The following is a 16,855-nucleotide window of genomic DNA, read 5'->3' on the forward strand; positions in this document are numbered from 1 at the left end:
CATTCTCCCTTGGTGTGGTTGTGCGCGGGTTAGTCCCGCTTGCGGTTCAGTATAAAGAAGGCCGTCAGCAATAGCACGGTCAGCGCGAGGAGCGCGGTGGAGATCGCGTTGACCTCGGGCGTGACGACGCGGCGCAGCTGGCCCAGCATGTAGGTGGGCAGGGTATCCTGCCCGGCGGATTTGACGAACTCGGTGATGATGACGTCGTCGAGCGAGATGACGAAGGCCAGCATCGCGCCGGCGGCGATGCCGGGCATCATCAGCGGCAGCGTCACGTGACGGAAGGTCTGCCAGGGCCGGGCGTAGAGGTCCGACGCGGCGGTTTCCAGCGCGAGGTCCATGCCTTCCAGCCGGGCGCGGATGGGCAGGTAGGCGAAGGGCACGCAGAAGGCCGAGTGCGCGAGGATCAGGTAGGCCAGCCCGGTGTAGCCGGTGGCGACCTTGATCGAGGCGAAGAAGATCAGGAGGGCCACGGCGGTGACGATCTCGGGCACCATCAGGGGCTGGTTGATCATCACGTAGATCAGCGTCTGGCCCTTGAAGCGACCGCGCCGCGTGGTGCCGAGCGCGGCCATGGTGGCGACGGTGGTCGAGATGAACGCCGCCGAGACGGCGATGACCAGCGAGCGCACGGTGGCTTCCTGGACTTGGGTGTTGTCCCATGCCTCGACGTACCAGCGGGTCGAAAAGCCGCCCCAGAGCGCCACGGACTGGGAGTCGTTGAACGAGTAGATCACCATCGTGACGATCGGCGCGTAGAGCAGCACGAAGGTCGTGAGCGCGATGGCGGTGAAGCCGGGCAGCGTGGTGACGGAGAAGCTCTTGCCCTTAGCCATTGGTTTCGTCCCTCGACGTGACGCGGACATAGGCGAGCAGGGCCACCAGCACGATCATCAGCAAGAGCAGAGACAGCGCCGCGCCAAGGGGCCAGTTGCGGCCCTGTCCGAACTGAAGCTCGATGAAGTTGCCGATCATCATGTTCTTGCCGCCGCTCAGGATGCGGGGCGTCACGTAGGCGCCCAGCGACGGGACGAAGACGAGGATGGACCCCGCGACGATGCCCGGTTTCACGATCGGCAGGATGACGCGGCGCAGCACCTTCATGCGGGTGGCGTAGAGGTCGTACCCGGCCTCGACCAGCCGGAAATCGAAGCGGTCGATGGCGGCGAAGAGCGGCAGCACCATGAGCGGCAGATAGACATAGGCCATGCCGATCAGCACGGCGGTGTCGGTGTAGAGGATCTGCAAGGGCTGGTCGATGATGCCGAGGTTCATCAGGAAGGAATTCAGAAGGCCCTGGTTGCGGACCACTTCCATGATGGCGAAGGTGCGGATCAGCAGGTTGGTCCAGAACGGAATTGTGATCAAAAACAGCCAGAAGCCGCGCTTGTTGGGCGGGCGCGTGGCGATGAACCACGCCGTCGGAAAGCCGATGGCGAAGGCGATCAGAGTGGTCAGCACCGACAGTTTCACCGAGCGCCAGAAGATCGTCAGGTGCGCGTCGGCAAAGGTGACGGTGTCGTCGAAGATGTCGCGCTCGAAGAAGACGCGGAACCACGCCTCGGTGGTGAAGTCCCATACCACGCCGGAATATTCGCCCGGCTCCAGAAAGGCATAGACCACCACGATCAGCAGCGGGCCGGCGGCCCCGAGCGCCAGCAGGATCAGCGCCGGGATCGACAGGATCCAGCCGGTGCGTCCGCTGCCGTGGGTGGTGCCTGCCATGCTAGTCCTCCAGCACCCGGACGGCGCCGGGGACGAAATCGAAGGCGACGGTCTGGCCTTCCTGCAGGCCGGTGTCGCCCGAGGGCGGGCTTTGCATCCGGGCGACGACCTCGGTGTCGTCGGACATGCGCAGGTGACAATGGGTGTCGGTGCCGAAATAGACGGTTTCGGCCACCCGGCCCTGCAGCGCGCCGTCGCCGATGCGGACCTGTTCGGGACGCACGGCGAGGCTGACCTTAGTGCCTTGGGTGGCGGCGTCGAGGTTGTCCACGGCGATGACGTCGCCGGTGGGCAGGCGCACGCCGCCCTGTTCAACGGTACCGATCAAGACGTTGGTTTCGCCGATGAAATCCGCGACGAAGCGGTTGACCGGCTTGTTGTAGATCTCGCGCGGGCCGCCGATTTGCAGGATCGATCCGTCGCGCATCACGCCGATGCGGTCGGACATTGTCAGAGCCTCTTCCTGGTCGTGGGTGACGAAGACGAAGGTGATGCCGGTTTCGGTTTGCAGGCGTTTGAGTTCCAACTGCATTTCCTTGCGCAGCTTGAGGTCGAGCGCCGAGAGCGGCTCGTCCAACAAGAGCACCTCGGGCGCGGGGGCCAGCGCGCGGGCCAGCGCCACGCGCTGTTGCTGGCCGCCCGAGAGCTGCTGAGGTTTGCGGGCGGCGAAGGCCTCTAGCTTCACCAGGGCAAGCATCTCGGCCACGCGGGCCTGGACCTGCGCCTTGGGCGTGCCCTGCATGGTCAGGCCAAACCCGATATTGTCGGCCACGCTGAGATGCGGGAAGAGCGCGTAGCTTTGAAACACCGTGTTCACGGGGCGGTCGTAGGGCGCCATCGTGCTGATGTCGCGCGCGCCAAGCAGGATCATGCCCGCGGTGGGCGATTCGAACCCTGCAATCAGGCGCAGCAGGGTGGTCTTGCCACAGCCCGAAGGCCCGAGCAGGGTGAAGAACTCGCCCTTGTTGATGACGACGGACACGTCGTTCAGGGCGCGCACCTTCTTTTCGCCGGCGCCGTACTCTTTTCGGGCCGATCGGGCCTCGACCGCGGCTTCGGTCATGCGTTGTCCCCCATGTTCATGGCCTTGATGTTTCCCGACAAGGCCGCGACATTCAAGTGTTTTCAGGTGTCGATGCCGGGCAATGCCGGAATTTGATCAAACCATGGGCGGGCGCGTTCGATATCCGCGCAGAGCGACATCAGGGCGGTATCGGCGCCGAACCGGGCGGCGAGATGGATGCCGATGGGCAGGCCATCGGCGCCACGGCAGAGCGGCAGCGAGACGGCAGGCTGGCCGGTGGCGTTGAAGGCGGCCGTGTAGGGGGAATAGGCGAAGATTCCGCCCTCGCCCACGCGGTAGGCCACGTAATCCTCGGTGTCGTGGGCGAAGCGGCCTATGGCGGCGGGCGGCTCGGCCATGGTGGGGGTGAGCAGTATGTCGTGATCCACGAAGAACGCGGCCATCTGGCGGCCATAGGCGTGGACGGTTTCCACGGCGTCGAGGTAATCCGCGCCGCTGATGGTCTTGGCGTACTCCACCGCACCGCGGGCGACGCCTTCGATGTCGCCCTGGCGCAGCTCGCGGCCCTGTTTCGCCAGCGCCGCGCGCACCCAGGATGCGGTGCCGCAGGCGACAATCTTGGTCCAGGCGTGCATCATTCCCGTGGTGTCGGCGGCGGGGCGGGCTTGCGTTACGTGGTGGCCCATGTCGTGCAAGAGCGCGGCGGCGTCCTGCACGGCGACCTGGCATTCGGGGTGGATGGCCTCGCCGGTGAGGGTGGTGTCGCAAAGGGCGATGCGCAGGGGGCCATTGGGGCGGTCGAGCGATTCCATGAAGGTGCAGGGCATGGGGGGCGCCACGTAGGGCGCACCGAGGTCGGGGCCGCAGACGATATCCAGCAGGAGCGCAGTGTCGCGGACCGAACGGGTGAGAAAGCCCTCGATCGCCATGCCGGCCCAGCCTTCGCCCGCGTAGGGCCCGTCGGGGACCATGGCGCGGGTGGGCTTGAACCCGACCAGGCCGCAGTTGGAGGCCGGGATGCGGATCGAGCCGCCGCCGTCGCTGCCATGGGCGCCGGGGACGATGCCAGCCGCCACCGCCGCGCCCGAGCCGCCGGACGAGCCGCCGGGGGTGCGGGAGGTGTCCCACGGGTTGCGGGTGGGGCCGCCATAGACCGCCGCTTCGGTCGCCGCGCCCACGCCGCCCTCGGGCGCGGCGGTGCGGCCGAAGGTGACGAGGCCCGACGCCTCGAGCCGGTCGTAGATGGTGGAGTTCATCCTATAGCTGGTGTTCGCCAGAAGGCGCGAGCCGAGAGAGGCGGGGTGCCGGGTGGATTCGGCACCCATGTCCTTGAGCAGGAAGGGTACGCCGGTGAGCGGACCCTTGGGCAGGCCGTCGGCGATCATTCGGCGGGCGGTATCGGAATAGTCGTGCACCACGGCGTTGAGTGCGGGGTTCACGGCGTGCATCCGGGCCAAGGCGGTGTCGAGCAGGTCGTCTGGCGTGACCTCGCCCTTGGCGACGAGGCCGGCGAGGGAGGTCATGTCGTGGGCGCGGTAATCATCCATGGGGCCAGAATGCACGCGGGGCGCGGGGGTGCAACGGGAATGTTGGTGAGAGAGGAGGAGGTCCCGGATCGGGCCCGGGACGGCACGTAGCTTTGTTCTTCGCGCGGAATCAAGGCGCGCTTTGCGCGCCGCCGCGCGATCGCCAGACCGCCCCCCGGGCTGGCGATTGGGTTCCGTGAGCGCTTCGATTGGAGGTTTTGCGGATGTGGCGGAGATAAAGCGACCTGAATATCTGTTGGTCGCCATCCCGCGGTCTGGCGCTCGCGCGGCAGTCCAACGCTACGCAGGGTTTCTTATTCCCACCAGCGGTCGATGCTGGCGATGTCGTCGTCGGACCAGCCGAAATGGTGGGCGAATTCATGCACCGTCACATGGGCCACGAGGTCGGCCAGGTCCACGTCGCCACGGTCGCGCCATTCTGCCAGGATGGGCTGGCGAAAGAGCCAGACGATATCGGGGCCGGTGGGCTGATCGAAGACCGACTTTTCCGTCATCGGGATGCCGTCGTAAAGCCCCGTCAGCTCGACCGGATCGGTCATGTCGAGGCTGTCCAGCATCTCCCGGTCGGGCCAGTCGGCGACGTGGATGGCGACGGCCCGCGCGGCCTCGGCAAAGGCCTGCGGAAAGCCCGCCACGGTGCGGCGGGCCACGTCTTCCATCCAGTCCAGAGAAGTGTCGGGCGCGGGCATGGAGGTGATCTAGGCCGCGCGCCCGGGCGGTGCAAGCGGTCAAAGGCGCAGCTGGTAGGAACTGGGCACGTAGGCGTAGCCGCTGTCCGTTTTCTCGACGAAGCCGGTGGCGGGCCAGGGCATGTGGTAGCCGATGAAGGGCATCTTCTCGGCGGCCAGCATGTCGAGGATCGTCTTGCGGGTCTGGGCCGCCGCCGCCTTGTCCATGTCGAACTTCACCTCCCAGTCGGGATGGGCCAGCGACCAGACGTAGTGGTTGGCGAAATCGGCGGCGATCATCAGGCTTTCGCCCTCGCTTTCGATCAGGTGGACCATGTGGCCGGGGGTGTGGCCGAAGGCGGCCATTGCTGTATGCCCGGAGAAGCCGGCATCGCCATCGCCGATCATGGTGAATTGCTCGGCCAGCGGGCGGACTTTCGCTTCGAAATTGTCGTCGCCGGCGGCGGACCAGTGATCGAACTCGGCCGATCCGGTGACATAGTCCGCGTTGGCGAAGGTGGGAGCGTCGCCCTCCATCAGCCCGCCGATATGGTCGCCGTGCATGTGGGTGATGACGACCGTGTCGATCATGTCGGCGGAATAGCCCGCGGCGTCGAGCGCCGCGGTGGTGCCCTCGGCGTTCAGGCCGGTGTCGAAGAGCACGAGTTCCGAGCCGGTGTTTACCACGGTGGGGGTGAAGAAGAACTGCGCCTGGTCGGTGGGGATCATCGCGGCCTCGGAGACGGCGGTGAACTCGGCTTCGTCGACATTCAGGCCGAAGATGGTGTGGGGATCGGGGCGCGTGGCCTCGCCCGCCAGCAGGGTTGTCACCTCGAACGCGCCCAGTTTGAATCGGCGAAAGGGCGGCGTAGCGGCGCCCAGCATTGGCGCGGTGGCCCAGGCGGGCAGGGCGGGAGCGGCGGAGAGGGCGGTGGCCGAGGCGAGGAAGGTGCGGCGGGAAAGGGTCGACATGTGAAGCCTCCTGTTGTTGTCGAGCGGATAGATAAAGCGCATTCGTGAAAAGTCGCGCATGTGTCGCGCGCCTTTCACAAGGATTTGAGGCGTCGCGCCGCCGTGGCACGCCGGACCGCCCGTGATGCTGGACAAGCGCCCCCCCTTGTGACATTTGGCGCGGCAACAGGAGACACCCCATGACAACCACCCGTTTCGCGCCGTCCCCCACCGGGTACATCCATATCGGCAACCTGCGCACCGCGCTGATGAACTTTCTCATTGCCCGCAAGAACGGCGGGACGTTCATCCTGCGGATCGACGACACCGACCCGGAGCGGTCGAAGCAGGAATACGTGGACGCGATCAAGCAAGACCTGGAATGGCTGGGCCTGACATGGGACCGCGTCGAGCGGCAGTCGGAGCGGCTGGACCGCTATGCGCAAGCCGCCGAGACATTGCGCGGGATGGGGCGTTTCTACGAGGCGTTCGAGACGCCGACCGAGCTGGACCTGAAGCGGAAGAAACAGCTGAACATGGGCAAGCCGCCGGTCTATGACCGGGCGGCGCTGGGGCTTTCGGACGAGCAGAAGGACGCCCTGCGCGCCGAGCGGGGCGACGGGGTCTGGCGGTTCAAGCTGGATCACGAGCGGATCGAGTGGGACGACGGGATCCTGGGCGACATTTCGATCGACGCGGCCAGTGTCAGCGATCCGGTGCTGATCCGGGGCGACGGGCAGGTGCTGTATACGCTGGCCTCGGTCGTGGACGACACGGAAATGGGCGTGACCCACGTGGTGCGCGGGTCGGACCACGTGACCAACACCGCGACGCAGATCCAGATCATCGAGGCGCTGGGCGGCACCGTGCCAAGCTTTGCGCACCATTCGCTGCTGACCGGGCCGCAGGGGGAATCGCTGTCGAAACGGCTGGGGACGCTGAGCCTGCGCGACCTGCGGGCGCAAGGCGTGGAGCCGATGGCGCTGTTGTCGCTGATGGCGCGCCTGGGTTCGGCCGATCCGGTGGAGTTGCGCAGCGAGATGGCGGAATTGATCGAGGGGTTCGACATCTCGCGTTTCGGCTCGGCGCCGACGAAGTTCGATGCGAACGACCTCTTTCCGCTGACGGCACGGGTGTTGCAGGGGCGCGATTTCGCGGATGTGAAGGCGCATATCTTGGGGCTGGGCGTGCCCGAGGACCAGGCCGAGCGGTTCTGGAGCGTGACGCGCGAGAACATCACGACGCTGCACGACCTGGAGCCGTGGTGGGTGATGTTCCGCGACGGGGCGGAGCCGGTCATCGACGACGAGGACCGCGAGTTCGTGGCCCAGGCGCTGGCGCTGTTGCCCGAGGGACCGCATGACGGCGACACCTGGGGTCAGTGGACGAACGCGGTGAAGGAGGAGACCGGCCGCAAGGGCAAGGGCCTGTTCATGCCGCTGCGCAAGGCGCTGACCGGGCAGAACCACGGGCCGGACATGAGCCAGGTCTTGCCGCTTTTGCAGGTGATCAGGGCCAAGGGCTGAGCCGCGCGTCGGCCTTGGCGGGCGGTCAGGCGGGGTCCGGAGCCCGCGCCTGGCGCGCCCGTTCGGTGCTTTGCGGCAAGGTCAGGCGGCGCTGGGTAGGCCGTCGCGTTCGGGGCGCGTCAGGCTGAACTGACCGACGAGCTGTTCCAGGTGGCCGGCATAGGTGTTGAGGTCCTCGCACGTGGTGCGCGCCTCGGCCGCCATGGTGGCGGTTTCCTGGGTCACGCTGTCGACCCGCGTGACGGTGGTGTTGATGTTTTCCAGTTCCGAGGCCTGTTCCTCGGTCGCCTTCGCCATGTCGGCGACGAGCTTGTCGATCTGCGCGACCCTTTCGAGGATCGACTTCAGTGCGGTGCCGGCCTCGTTGACCAGCTCGACGCCGTTCTTCACCTGAAGCGAGCTGTTGCCGATCAGGGTCTTGATCTGCATCGCGGCCTCGGTCGAACGCTGGGCGAGGGCGCGGACCTCCGAGGCGACCACCGCGAAGCCGCGGCCCGCGTCGCCGGCGCGCGCCGCCTCGACACCCGCGTTCAGGGCCAGAAGATTCGTCTGGAACGCGATGTCCTCGATCAGGACGATGATCTGGGCTATCTGCTCGGACGAGCCGGAAATCTCTTCCATGGCGTCGACGGCCTGCCTGACGACCGGATCGCTTTCCAGTGCCGCATTCTTCGCGGCCTGGGTCGTCTGCTGGACCTCGCCCGCGCCGAGCGAGGCGGCCCGGACGCTGGAGGTGACCTCCTTGACCGCGTCGGCGGTGTTGCGGACATTCTGTGCCTGCTCTTCGGCCTTGAAGGACAGGTCGCCCGAGGATCGCTCGAGCGCGCCGCTGCCCGAGCGAATGCTCCGGGTTGCGTCGACGACCTTGCAAAGAGCGTCGTTCAACCTGGAGACGGTGGTGTTGAAATCGTGCCTGAGGCTTTCGTATTCCTGCGGGAACGGATTGTCGAACCGCTGCGCCAGGTCGCCGTCCGACAGGCGGTTGAGCCCGTCGCGGAGGGCCGTGACAACCTGATCCTGTTCGGCCTTGATCCGCTCCTGGTCGGCCTTGAGCGCCTCGGCGCCCTTTCGCATCTCGATCGTTTCCTGCTTGAAGTGGAAGATCGCCGAGGCCATCTGGCCAAGCTCGTCCTTGCTGTCGATCCCGTCGATATAGACCGAGAAGTCACCACCGGTGAACTTGTTGATCACCGAGATCAGGTACTTGATCCGCGCGATCATCCGCTCGAAGGCGAAGACGGCGAAGGCCAGGACCGAGACCGCCAGGACCGATCCGAAGATCGCAAACCGTTTGAGCGTGGTATCGGCCGTCGCTTCGATCTCGGCCGATTTGACGCGTACGGCCTCGAAAAGCTTCAGTTCCTCGGCGCGCAGCAGGTCGATCCAGGCTGTTGAAATCGCGAACCATTCTGGCGCCGTCAGACCATCGAAATTGCGGGTTCGAGTCCCGGCGAGGATACGGTCGCGCGCGGATCGGATGGTTGCGGATGCGTCGGACGCCCTGATCCGGGCCAGCCATTCCGGGTCTTCGAGCGTGCCGGCGGCTTCGGTCAGAAGCGCCTCCTGTGCGCCGTTCAGGCGCAGGTACCGATTGAAGACAGCCGGTCTGAAGCCGCTGCCAAGGCCGGTCGCGCCCATCGCGCGTTCGAGCCCGGCGGCCTCTTTCGCCGCGCTGAGAAGGGTGCGCGCCTCCAGCAGGGCGTTGGTTTCGCCCCGGGTCGTCCTGGCGGCCACAGGGCGTTCGAGCTCGAGCAGGTGGGTGATCGTCTCGGTGTAGAACGCGGCCATGTCGGGCACGGCAAGACCGAAGGCATCCACCTGCTTGCGCATGTCTTCGAGTTGGTCCAGCCGCGTGTTGACACTGGCGATTTCGGGGGGCCGTGCGCGGCGCAAGGCAGACACCTCTGCCGCGAAGGCGGCGATGGCCGCGTCGGAGTCGGTGCGCTGTCGCGCCAGGTCGGACCTGAAATTCGCGCCGCGGGAGGCGATGAGGCCGGCGGAAAAGCCGCGTTCCTTTTGCAATTCGTGCACGAGCGCGCCCACGATCGCGCTTTCATGCGCCAGGATGCGGGAGGTTTCGGCCTGGCCGGCATCGGCGCGTTTCTGGGCCACCTCGACCGATGTCAGGTATCCGACCGCTGCAAAGAGCGGCGCAATCACGAGAAACATCACGACACGCAGGCGCACTGATCGAACTCCAGTCCTGTTCCGACAGGCTCTGGTCTTACACAGCGTTCCTTTCCACCCCGTTAACCGGTTGGAATGTTCAATCAGCCCGGCGCCGGACCCGGCCCGGACCCGCATTCTGGCTGAAAAACGAGGCACCCTGGCGCCCGATCGGTGCTTCTTTGCCGATGGGTCGCGTATTTGAGCAACACACCGACGTGGCTATGCGAGCGCGGGCTTGTCGACTTGCCTGATTCCACCTCATGAGAGAGCTCTGCCACTACCGCTTGCCTGGGATCGAGACATGTCTAGCGCCATCGTACTGATCGGACTTCTGATCGTTACCGTTCTGTTATTTGCACTTCTGGCGAGGTCGGCGCGGGATCGCGTCTGACGGTATCGCCCTTTGCGTCGGCGGCGGTTCTCGGACGGGCGCCGTCGTGCCCGGCGAGGCAATGCCGGCGTGCGCGCGAGGTGCGGATCAGTCCCGCAACGGGCTGAAGGTCGAGACAGGCTGAACCTTTGCGCCGACACGGTCGAGCATGTCGTTCACCAGCGCGGTTTCCTTTCGCTTGAGCTTTTGGTGGCGCGGGTAGAGCGGGCGGCGGCGGTCGTCGAGGATGGGCGCGTCCCAGCCGGTTGTCGTGTCGAAGAAGCGCTCTACGCCGTCTTCGCCGAAGACATGCAGGTAGCCCTGGACCACCACATCGATATAGCTGAGCAGCACCGGGCTGACCGCGTCGGGGTTCTGGTGTTGGCCGTCCTCGATGGCGAAGACCACCAGGTCGGCGTCTTCGGGCAAGTGGGTGCGGACCTGGTGGCGGGCCGGCACGCGCATGTAGGCGCGCTCGCGCGCGTCGAGCGCGGCCCAGTCGGCGCCGGGCACGCCGGCGACGAGGCCGTCGATCTGGGCGGTGGTGTCGGGCACGGCCGTGAGATACGCCACCTCGCGCAGGGTCGTCTTGCGCCAGGCGCGACGCCAGCCCGAAAGCTGGGCCGGGTGAGCATCTTCGTAAGCATGGGTGCCGCGATTCACCAGGCTGCCATAGCCGAAGAAGAATCCGGGTTGCACGTGGAAACCGCCTTTCTGTTCGCGCCTTGATGTCAACAGGTGCGGGGGCAAAGGTCAAGGCGGACGACCGAACTGTGATCCTGGTCCGTCATTCTGCTTGCAGAGGTCCGGAGCGGTCACTACGCTCCTTGAGTATCGGAACGGGAGAACCGGCGTTGCCGGTGCCGAAGGAGCAACCGCCCCGGAAACTCTCAGGCGCAAGGACCGGCCGATGGACGACTCTGGAGAGACCGCGGGAAAATCCTGCGGCGCCGAAGGGATAGCGATCTCAGGCGAAAGGACAGAGGGGGCATCGGACGCGACACGAGGGTGCGCGGAACGGATGCCGGTTGCCTAGCCAGATGCGCCCGGTGCGAGATGCGAAGGAGAGCCGATGAGTGATCTGCGCGAGACGCCGCTGACGGGCCTGCACAAGGCGCTGGGCGCGAAGATGACCGGGTTCGCGGGCTACGAGATGCCGCTGCAATACGGGCTGGGCGTGATGGGCGAGCACCTGCATACGCGGGACAAGGCGGGGCTCTTCGATGTCAGCCACATGGGCCAGGTCCTGATCCGCCACGAGGCGGGCTATGGCGGGGCGGCGCAGGCGATGGAGCGGTTGGTGCCGGTCAGCCTGTTGGGACTGGGCGAAAAGCGGCAGCGCTACGGATTTTTCACCAACGAGGCGGGCGGTATCCGCGACGACCTGATGCTGACCAACCGGGGCGATCACCTGTTGGTGGTGGTGAACGCGGCCTGCAAGGCGGATGACATCGCGTGGATGCGCGAGGGTTTGCCCGACTGCGAGGTGGTCGAGGTGACGGACCGCGCGCTCATTGCGTTGCAGGGGCCGAAGGCGGTTGACGCGCTGGCGCCGATCGCCGCGGGCTGCGAGATCATGAAATTCCTGGATACCGGCATTTTCACCTCGGATTACGGGGAGTTGTGGGTGTCGCGCTCTGGTTATACCGGCGAGGACGGCTTTGAGATTTCCGTGCCCGAGGCGCAGGCCGAACCTCTGGCGCGGGCGCTTTTGCTGCACGAGGCGGTGGAGCCTGTGGGCCTGGGCGCGCGCGACAGTTTGCGGCTGGAGGCGGGGCTGTGCCTTTACGGGCAGGATATCGACGAACACACCACGCCGGTGGAGGCGGGGCTGAGCTGGGCCATCCAGAAGGCGCGCCGCCGGGGCGGAGAGCGCGAAGGCGGATTTCCCGGCGAGGAGGTGATCCTGGACCAGCTGGAGAACGGCGTGGCGCGGTGCCGCGTGGGGCTGCGCCCCGAGGGCCGCGCGCCGATGCGGGCCGGCACGCAGGTTTTCGGCAGCGATACGGGCGGCGAGGCGGTGGGGCGGGTGACCTCGGGCGCCTACGGGCCCAGCATAGAGGCGCCGATGTCGATGGGATATGTCGCCGCCAGCCATGCCTCGGCCGGAACCACGCTATATGGGGAGGTGCGCGGCAAGCGCCTGCCGGTCGCGGTGGCGGAGATGCCGTTCACGCCCGCGAATTTCAAACGCTGAACATCAGGGAGACTTGCATGAAATACACCGAAGAACACGAGTGGCTGGACCAGGACGGGGACATCGTCACGGTCGGCATCACCAGCCACGCCGCCGAGCAGCTGGGCGATATCGTTTTCGTGGAACTGCCCGAGGTGGGCGCCGAGGTCACCAAGGACGACGAGATCGTGGTGATCGAGAGCGTCAAGGCGGCCTCGGACATCCTGGCGCCGCTGGATGGCGAGATCGTCGAGGTCAACGAGGTGCTGGCCGACAGCCCCAGCAAGGTCAACGAGGACCCCGAGGGCGACGGCTGGTTCTTCAGGATCAAGCCGTCGGACACCTCGCCGATGGACGACTACATGGATGAAGCCGCCTACAAGGATTTCATCGACTGATCCGCGCCGCCGGGCGCAAAATTTTTGAAAAATTTTGGCAAAAATCTTTCAAAGATTTTTGTGCCTCCGGCGGGGATATTTTTGGCCAGAGGAAGCAGGGGTGGCGCGCGTCGCCCCGGTTCCGTCTCTTGTCTGACATCAAGGAGCCATTGTCATGCCGTTCGAGCCCACAGACTACCTGCCCTACGATTTCGCCAACCGGCGCCATATCGGGCCCTCGCCCGAGGAGATGGCCGAGATGTATGCCGCGCTGGGGGTCGAGGACCTCGATCAGCTGATCGACGAGACCGTGCCCAAGTCGATCCGGCAGGCCGGGAAACTGGATTTCGGCAAGCCCAAGTCCGAGCGCGAGCTGATGCACGAGATGCGCATGGTGGCGGGGCAGAACAAGGTCCTGGTGAGCCTGATCGGGCAGGGCTATCACGGCACGGTCACGCCGCCGGCGATCCAGCGCAATATTCTGGAGAACCCGGCGTGGTACACCGCCTATACGCCGTACCAGCCCGAGATCAGCCAGGGGCGGCTGGAGGCGCTGTTGAACTTCCAGACCATGATCTGCGACCTGACGGGGCTGGAGGTGGCGAATGCGTCTCTGCTGGACGAGGCGACGGCCTGTGCCGAGGCGATGACCACGGCGCAGCGGGTGGCCAAGTCGAAGGCCAGGGCGTTCTTCGTCGACCGCGATTGTCACCCGCAGAACATCGCCGTGGTGCGAACCCGCGCGAAGCCGCTGGGGATCGAGGTGATCGTGGGCGACCCGGAGAAGCTGGAGGCGGACAAGGTCTTTGGCGCGCTGTTCCAGTATCCCGGGACCTATGGACACGTGCGGGACTTCACCGCCCAGATGGAGGCGCTGCATGCCGAGAACGCGGTCGGGATCGTGTCGGCGGACCCGCTGGCGCTGACGCTGTTGAAAGAGCCCGGCGCGATGGGGGCGGATATCGCCGTGGGCTCGGTCCAGCGGTTCGGGGTTCCGATGGGCTATGGCGGGCCGCACGCGGCCTACATGGCATGCCGGGATGCCTACAAGCGCGCGATGCCGGGGCGGATCGTGGGCGTGTCGGTGGATGCCCATGGCAACCGGGCCTACCGTCTGTCGTTGCAGACGCGCGAGCAGCATATCCGGCGCGAGAAGGCCACCTCGAATGTCTGTACCGCGCAGGCGCTTTTGGCCGTCATGGCGTCGATGTATGCCGTGTTTCACGGCCCCAAGGGCTTGCAGGCCATCGCGCAGCGCATCCATCGCAAGACCGTGCGGCTGGCCAAGGGGCTGGAGGCGGCGGGGTTCAAGGTGGATCCGAAGGCCTATTTCGACACGATCACGGTCGATGTGGGTCCGTTGCAGGCGGCGGTGATGAAATCGGCCGTCGACGAGGGGATCAACCTGCGCCGGGTGGGTGAGACCCGTGTGGGGATCACGCTGGACGAGGCGACGCGGCCCAAGAATATCGAGGCGGTCTGGCGCGCCTTCGGGATCGCGAAGGCGGACGAGGATTTCACGCCCGAGTACCGTGTGCCGGAAAAGATGCACCGGCAGAGCGGCTACCTGGAGCATCCGATCTTTCACATGAACCGGGCCGAGACCGAGATGATGCGCTACATGCGGCGGCTGGCGGACCGGGACCTGGCGCTGGACCGGGCGATGATTCCGCTGGGGTCGTGCACGATGAAGCTGAACGCGGCGGCCGAGATGATGCCGATCAGCTGGCGCGAGTTCGCCCGGCTGCACCCGTTCTGCCCCAAGAACCAGGCCGAAGGCTATGGAAAGCTGATCGACGACCTGAGTGCAAGGCTGTGCGAGATCACCGGCTATGACGCGATGTCGATGCAGCCCAATTCGGGCGCGCAGGGGGAGTATGCGGGGCTGTTGACGATCGCGGCCTATCACGCGGCCAATGGCGAGGGGCACCGCAATGTCTGCCTGATTCCCACGAGCGCGCATGGCACCAACCCCGCGAGCGCGCAGATGGTGGGCTGGAAGGTGGTGCCGGTGAAATCCGACAGCAACGGCGATATCGACCTGGACGATTTCCGCGCCAAGGCGGAGGCCAATGCCGACAGCCTGGCGGCCTGCATGATCACCTATCCGAGCACGCATGGCGTGTTCGAGGAGACCGTGCTCGACGTGTGCAAGATCACCCACGCGCATGGGGGGCAGGTCTATATCGACGGGGCCAACCTGAACGCCATGGTGGGGCTGTCGCGGCCCGGGGACCTGGGCGGGGATGTCAGCCACCTGAACCTGCACAAGACCTTCTGCATTCCGCATGGCGGGGGCGGGCCGGGCATGGGGCCGATTGGCGTGAAGGCGCACCTTGCGCCGCACCTGCCGGGCGATCCGCGCGGGCAGGACGACGGGCCGGGTCCGGTGTCGGCGGCGCCTTACGGCTCGGCCTCGATCCTGCCGATCAGCTGGGCCTATACGCTCTTGATGGGCGGCGAGGGGCTGACGCAGGCGACGCGGGTGGCGATCTTGAACGCCAACTATATCGCCAAGCGGCTGGAGGGGGCGTATGACGTGCTCTATCGCGGGCGCAACGATCGGGTGGCGCATGAGTGCATCCTGGACACGCGCCCCTTTGCCGAGAGTGCGGGCGTGACGGTGGACGACATCGCCAAGCGGCTGATGGATTGCGGGTTTCACGCGCCCACGATGAGCTGGCCGGTGGCGGGCACGCTGATGATCGAGCCGACGGAGAGCGAGACCAAGGCGGAGCTGGATCGGTTCTGCGATGCGATGCTGGCGATCCGCGAGGAGATCCGCGCCATCGAGGATGGTGACATGGACCGCGAGAACAATCCGCTGAAACACGCGCCGCACACGATGGAGGACCTGGTGCGGGACTGGGACCGGCCCTATAGCCGCGAACGGGCCTGTTTCCCGCCGGGCGCGTTCCGGGTGGACAAGTACTGGCCGCCGGTCAACCGGGTGGACAATGCCTATGGCGACCGCAACCTGATATGTACCTGTCCGCCGATGGAGGCCTATGCCGAGGCGGCGGAGTGAGCACGTAAATCAGGCGGCCTCCCGAGGGAGACCGCCCTTACTTGGCTACTGAAATCACTCGCTAAAATGATCGGGCCTTGCCCGGGACAGGGGCAGGGCCCTCGTTCGGTCGGGCGGGATGACCCTTGGAACGAATACCTGTGGGTCGCGGCCATCGGTCAGACGGTTCAAACTGACCTCGGGACATTCGGTACATTTGCAGGGCGCCGGCCGTTTCGCGGCGGCGTCTTGCCTGTTCCGAAGGCTTGCTGATGCGATCGATATGCAGTGTGGACATAACGCCGGGCGCGGGGCCGGGTTCCGGGAAAATGGCCCGATTGTGACGTTTCAATCCATGGGTGAAAAGGACGCCGATCAGTCGCCTTTTTCGGCTTTCGGCGGCTCGGCTGCCGGGTCGAGCCGCGGGTTGAGCACCGCGTGGAGCTTCTGCCAGCTGGCCTCGTCGGGAGCGGCAAGCAGGTAGCCGGTGGCGATGCCGGCGTTGTAGTCGCGCCCGTCGAGCATGCGCACCACGCCGCCCGCGCGCTGAACGATCAGCACGCCGGCCGCGTGGTCCCATGGGTTGAGCGTGGCCGAGAGCAGGAAATCAGCGTGGCCCTGGGCCAGCATCCGGTATTCGTGGCAGGAGCAGCGCAGCGAGCCGACGCGTCCGAAGCGCGGCATGAGGGGGGCCAGTTGCGCCTGCACGGCGCGGTCCATGAGGAAGTAGTGCATGTAGCCCGAGAGCGCGTCCACCTCGCCGCCCTGCGAGACCGACACGGGGCGGGCGCGGCCGGTGGCGCGGGTCATTTCGGCCGGGCCGTCCTCTTCGGCGGCGATGAAATCGTCCATCACGGGATCGTAGAGCAGGCCGTAGACGGGCTTGCCGAACCGGGTGACCGAGACGATGACGCCGAACATGGCCAGGCCGTTGACGAAGTTCCATGTACCGTCGACCGGATCAAGGATGAAGGCCAGGTCCGCCTCGGCCAGTTTGCCGCGCAGGGCGGGGTCGGCGGCGGCGGCTTCCTCGCCCACGATCAGGGCGTGGGGGAACATCTGTTGCAGGCCGCGCGACAGCATCGCCTCGGCGGCGTGGTCGGCCTCGGTCACCAGGTCCTCGGGGCCGGATTTGGTGGTGACCTGGGCGCTGGCGAGATTGCGGAAACGGGGCATGATCTCGGCCTTGGCCGCGCGGCGGACGAGGTTGATGAGCGCGGCCTTCTGGGCGTTGGTCAGCGGCGAGGAGACAGGGATGGGAAGGGTTTCCGACTGTGTTGCGGACATGGGCGCGCTCCTTCGACTCGGGGGTGGT

At 66.2% G+C, this 16,855-nt stretch carries 13 protein-coding genes and 1 riboswitch; of the genes, 4 read left to right on the forward strand and 9 right to left on the reverse strand.

Features of this window, described 5'->3' with window-relative positions:
* Window positions 1–29 precede the first annotated feature (29 nt).
* The 6 genes from FIU85_RS16180 to FIU85_RS16205 all read right to left on the reverse strand — a co-directional run bounded on the left by FIU85_RS16180 (window position 30) and on the right by FIU85_RS16205 (window position 5,936).
* Window positions 30–836: an ABC transporter permease gene (locus FIU85_RS16180; RefSeq protein ID WP_152493452.1), complete on the reverse strand. Its 807-nt coding sequence runs from the start codon at window positions 834–836 to the stop codon at window positions 30–32.
* Window positions 829–1,725 carry an ABC transporter permease gene (locus FIU85_RS16185; RefSeq protein ID WP_152497618.1) on the reverse strand — a complete coding sequence of 299 codons (897 nt, stop codon included), beginning with the start codon at window positions 1,723–1,725 and terminating at the stop codon, window positions 829–831. The genes FIU85_RS16180 and FIU85_RS16185 overlap by 8 nt, the downstream gene beginning before the upstream one ends.
* 1 nt (window position 1,726) lies before the next feature.
* Window positions 1,727–2,788: an ABC transporter ATP-binding protein gene (locus tag FIU85_RS16190; RefSeq protein WP_152493450.1), complete on the reverse strand. Its 1,062-nt coding sequence runs from the start codon at window positions 2,786–2,788 to the stop codon at window positions 1,727–1,729.
* A 62-nt stretch (window positions 2,789–2,850) separates the two neighbouring features.
* Window positions 2,851–4,296: an amidase gene (locus FIU85_RS16195; protein WP_152497619.1), complete on the reverse strand. Its 1,446-nt coding sequence runs from the start codon at window positions 4,294–4,296 to the stop codon at window positions 2,851–2,853.
* A gap of 293 nt (window positions 4,297–4,589) precedes the next feature.
* Complete coding sequence (locus FIU85_RS16200) at window positions 4,590–4,985, reverse strand: metallopeptidase family protein (RefSeq protein ID WP_152497620.1); 396 nt, start codon at window positions 4,983–4,985, stop codon at window positions 4,590–4,592.
* Between the two features lie 39 nt (window positions 4,986–5,024).
* Window positions 5,025–5,936, reverse strand: a complete 912-nt coding sequence (locus FIU85_RS16205) for an MBL fold metallo-hydrolase (RefSeq protein ID WP_152497621.1) — start codon at window positions 5,934–5,936, stop codon at window positions 5,025–5,027.
* A 179-nt stretch (window positions 5,937–6,115) separates the two neighbouring features.
* Between FIU85_RS16205 and gltX the strand changes: the two genes are divergently transcribed.
* The gene (gene gltX, locus FIU85_RS16210; RefSeq protein WP_152497622.1) at window positions 6,116–7,441 is read left to right on the forward strand and encodes a glutamate--tRNA ligase; all 1,326 of its coding nucleotides are present in this window, start codon (window positions 6,116–6,118) and stop codon (window positions 7,439–7,441) included.
* An 81-nt stretch (window positions 7,442–7,522) separates the two neighbouring features.
* On the opposite strand, the gene FIU85_RS16215 is transcribed toward gltX, so the two are convergent.
* Together FIU85_RS16215 and FIU85_RS16220 are read right to left on the reverse strand one after the other, a co-directional pair.
* Window positions 7,523–9,628 (reverse strand): methyl-accepting chemotaxis protein, encoded by a 2,106-nt coding sequence (locus tag FIU85_RS16215; protein ID WP_172978902.1) that lies wholly within the window; start codon window positions 9,626–9,628, stop codon window positions 7,523–7,525.
* Between the two features lie 460 nt (window positions 9,629–10,088).
* Window positions 10,089–10,679 carry a gamma-glutamylcyclotransferase family protein gene (locus tag FIU85_RS16220; RefSeq protein WP_152493444.1) on the reverse strand — a complete coding sequence of 197 codons (591 nt, stop codon included), beginning with the start codon at window positions 10,677–10,679 and terminating at the stop codon, window positions 10,089–10,091.
* A 211-nt stretch (window positions 10,680–10,890) separates the two neighbouring features.
* Window positions 10,891–10,973: riboswitch (glycine riboswitch) on the forward strand.
* 79 nt (window positions 10,974–11,052) lie between these two features.
* Between FIU85_RS16220 and gcvT the strand changes: the two genes are divergently transcribed.
* The 3 genes from gcvT to gcvP all read left to right on the forward strand — a co-directional run bounded on the left by gcvT (window position 11,053) and on the right by gcvP (window position 15,561).
* A complete protein-coding gene (gene gcvT, locus FIU85_RS16225) occupies window positions 11,053–12,177 on the forward strand; it encodes a glycine cleavage system aminomethyltransferase GcvT (RefSeq protein ID WP_152497624.1) in 1,125 nt (374 codons plus the stop codon).
* 17 nt (window positions 12,178–12,194) lie between these two features.
* The gene (gcvH, locus tag FIU85_RS16230; RefSeq protein ID WP_152497625.1) at window positions 12,195–12,554 is read left to right on the forward strand and encodes a glycine cleavage system protein GcvH; all 360 of its coding nucleotides are present in this window, start codon (window positions 12,195–12,197) and stop codon (window positions 12,552–12,554) included.
* 154 nt (window positions 12,555–12,708) lie between these two features.
* Entirely contained in the window at window positions 12,709–15,561 is a 2,853-nt protein-coding gene (gene gcvP / locus FIU85_RS16235) for an aminomethyl-transferring glycine dehydrogenase (protein WP_152497626.1), read from the forward strand.
* A 354-nt stretch (window positions 15,562–15,915) separates the two neighbouring features.
* Here gcvP and FIU85_RS16240 read toward each other — a convergent pair whose 3' ends face one another.
* A complete protein-coding gene (locus FIU85_RS16240) occupies window positions 15,916–16,827 on the reverse strand; it encodes an inositol monophosphatase (protein WP_152497627.1) in 912 nt (303 codons plus the stop codon).
* Window positions 16,828–16,855: the final 28 nt, after the last annotated feature.

Source organism: Roseovarius sp. THAF8, assembly GCF_009363735.1.
Taxonomy (GTDB): Bacteria; Pseudomonadota; Alphaproteobacteria; order Rhodobacterales; family Rhodobacteraceae; genus Roseovarius.

What these genes read in the sequence shown, in the direction of transcription:
- FIU85_RS16180 (WP_152493452.1), bottom strand. Translation starts at nt 836, where the DNA reads ATGGCTAAGGGCAAGAGCTTCTCCGTCACCACGCTGCCCGGCTTCACC.
- FIU85_RS16185 (WP_152497618.1), bottom strand. Translation starts at nt 1,725, where the DNA reads ATGGCAGGCACCACCCACGGCAGCGGACGCACCGGCTGGATCCTGTCG.
- FIU85_RS16190 (WP_152493450.1), bottom strand. Translation starts at nt 2,788, where the DNA reads ATGACCGAAGCCGCGGTCGAGGCCCGATCGGCCCGAAAAGAGTACGGC.
- FIU85_RS16195 (WP_152497619.1), bottom strand. Translation starts at nt 4,296, where the DNA reads ATGGATGATTACCGCGCCCACGACATGACCTCCCTCGCCGGCCTCGTC.
- FIU85_RS16200 (WP_152497620.1), bottom strand. Translation starts at nt 4,985, where the DNA reads ATGCCCGCGCCCGACACTTCTCTGGACTGGATGGAAGACGTGGCCCGC.
- FIU85_RS16205 (WP_152497621.1), bottom strand. Translation starts at nt 5,936, where the DNA reads ATGTCGACCCTTTCCCGCCGCACCTTCCTCGCCTCGGCCACCGCCCTC.
- gltX (WP_152497622.1), top strand. Translation starts at nt 6,116, where the DNA reads ATGACAACCACCCGTTTCGCGCCGTCCCCCACCGGGTACATCCATATC.
- gcvT (WP_152497624.1), top strand. Translation starts at nt 11,053, where the DNA reads ATGAGTGATCTGCGCGAGACGCCGCTGACGGGCCTGCACAAGGCGCTG.
- gcvH (WP_152497625.1), top strand. Translation starts at nt 12,195, where the DNA reads ATGAAATACACCGAAGAACACGAGTGGCTGGACCAGGACGGGGACATC.
- gcvP (WP_152497626.1), top strand. Translation starts at nt 12,709, where the DNA reads ATGCCGTTCGAGCCCACAGACTACCTGCCCTACGATTTCGCCAACCGG.
- FIU85_RS16240 (WP_152497627.1), bottom strand. Translation starts at nt 16,827, where the DNA reads ATGTCCGCAACACAGTCGGAAACCCTTCCCATCCCTGTCTCCTCGCCG.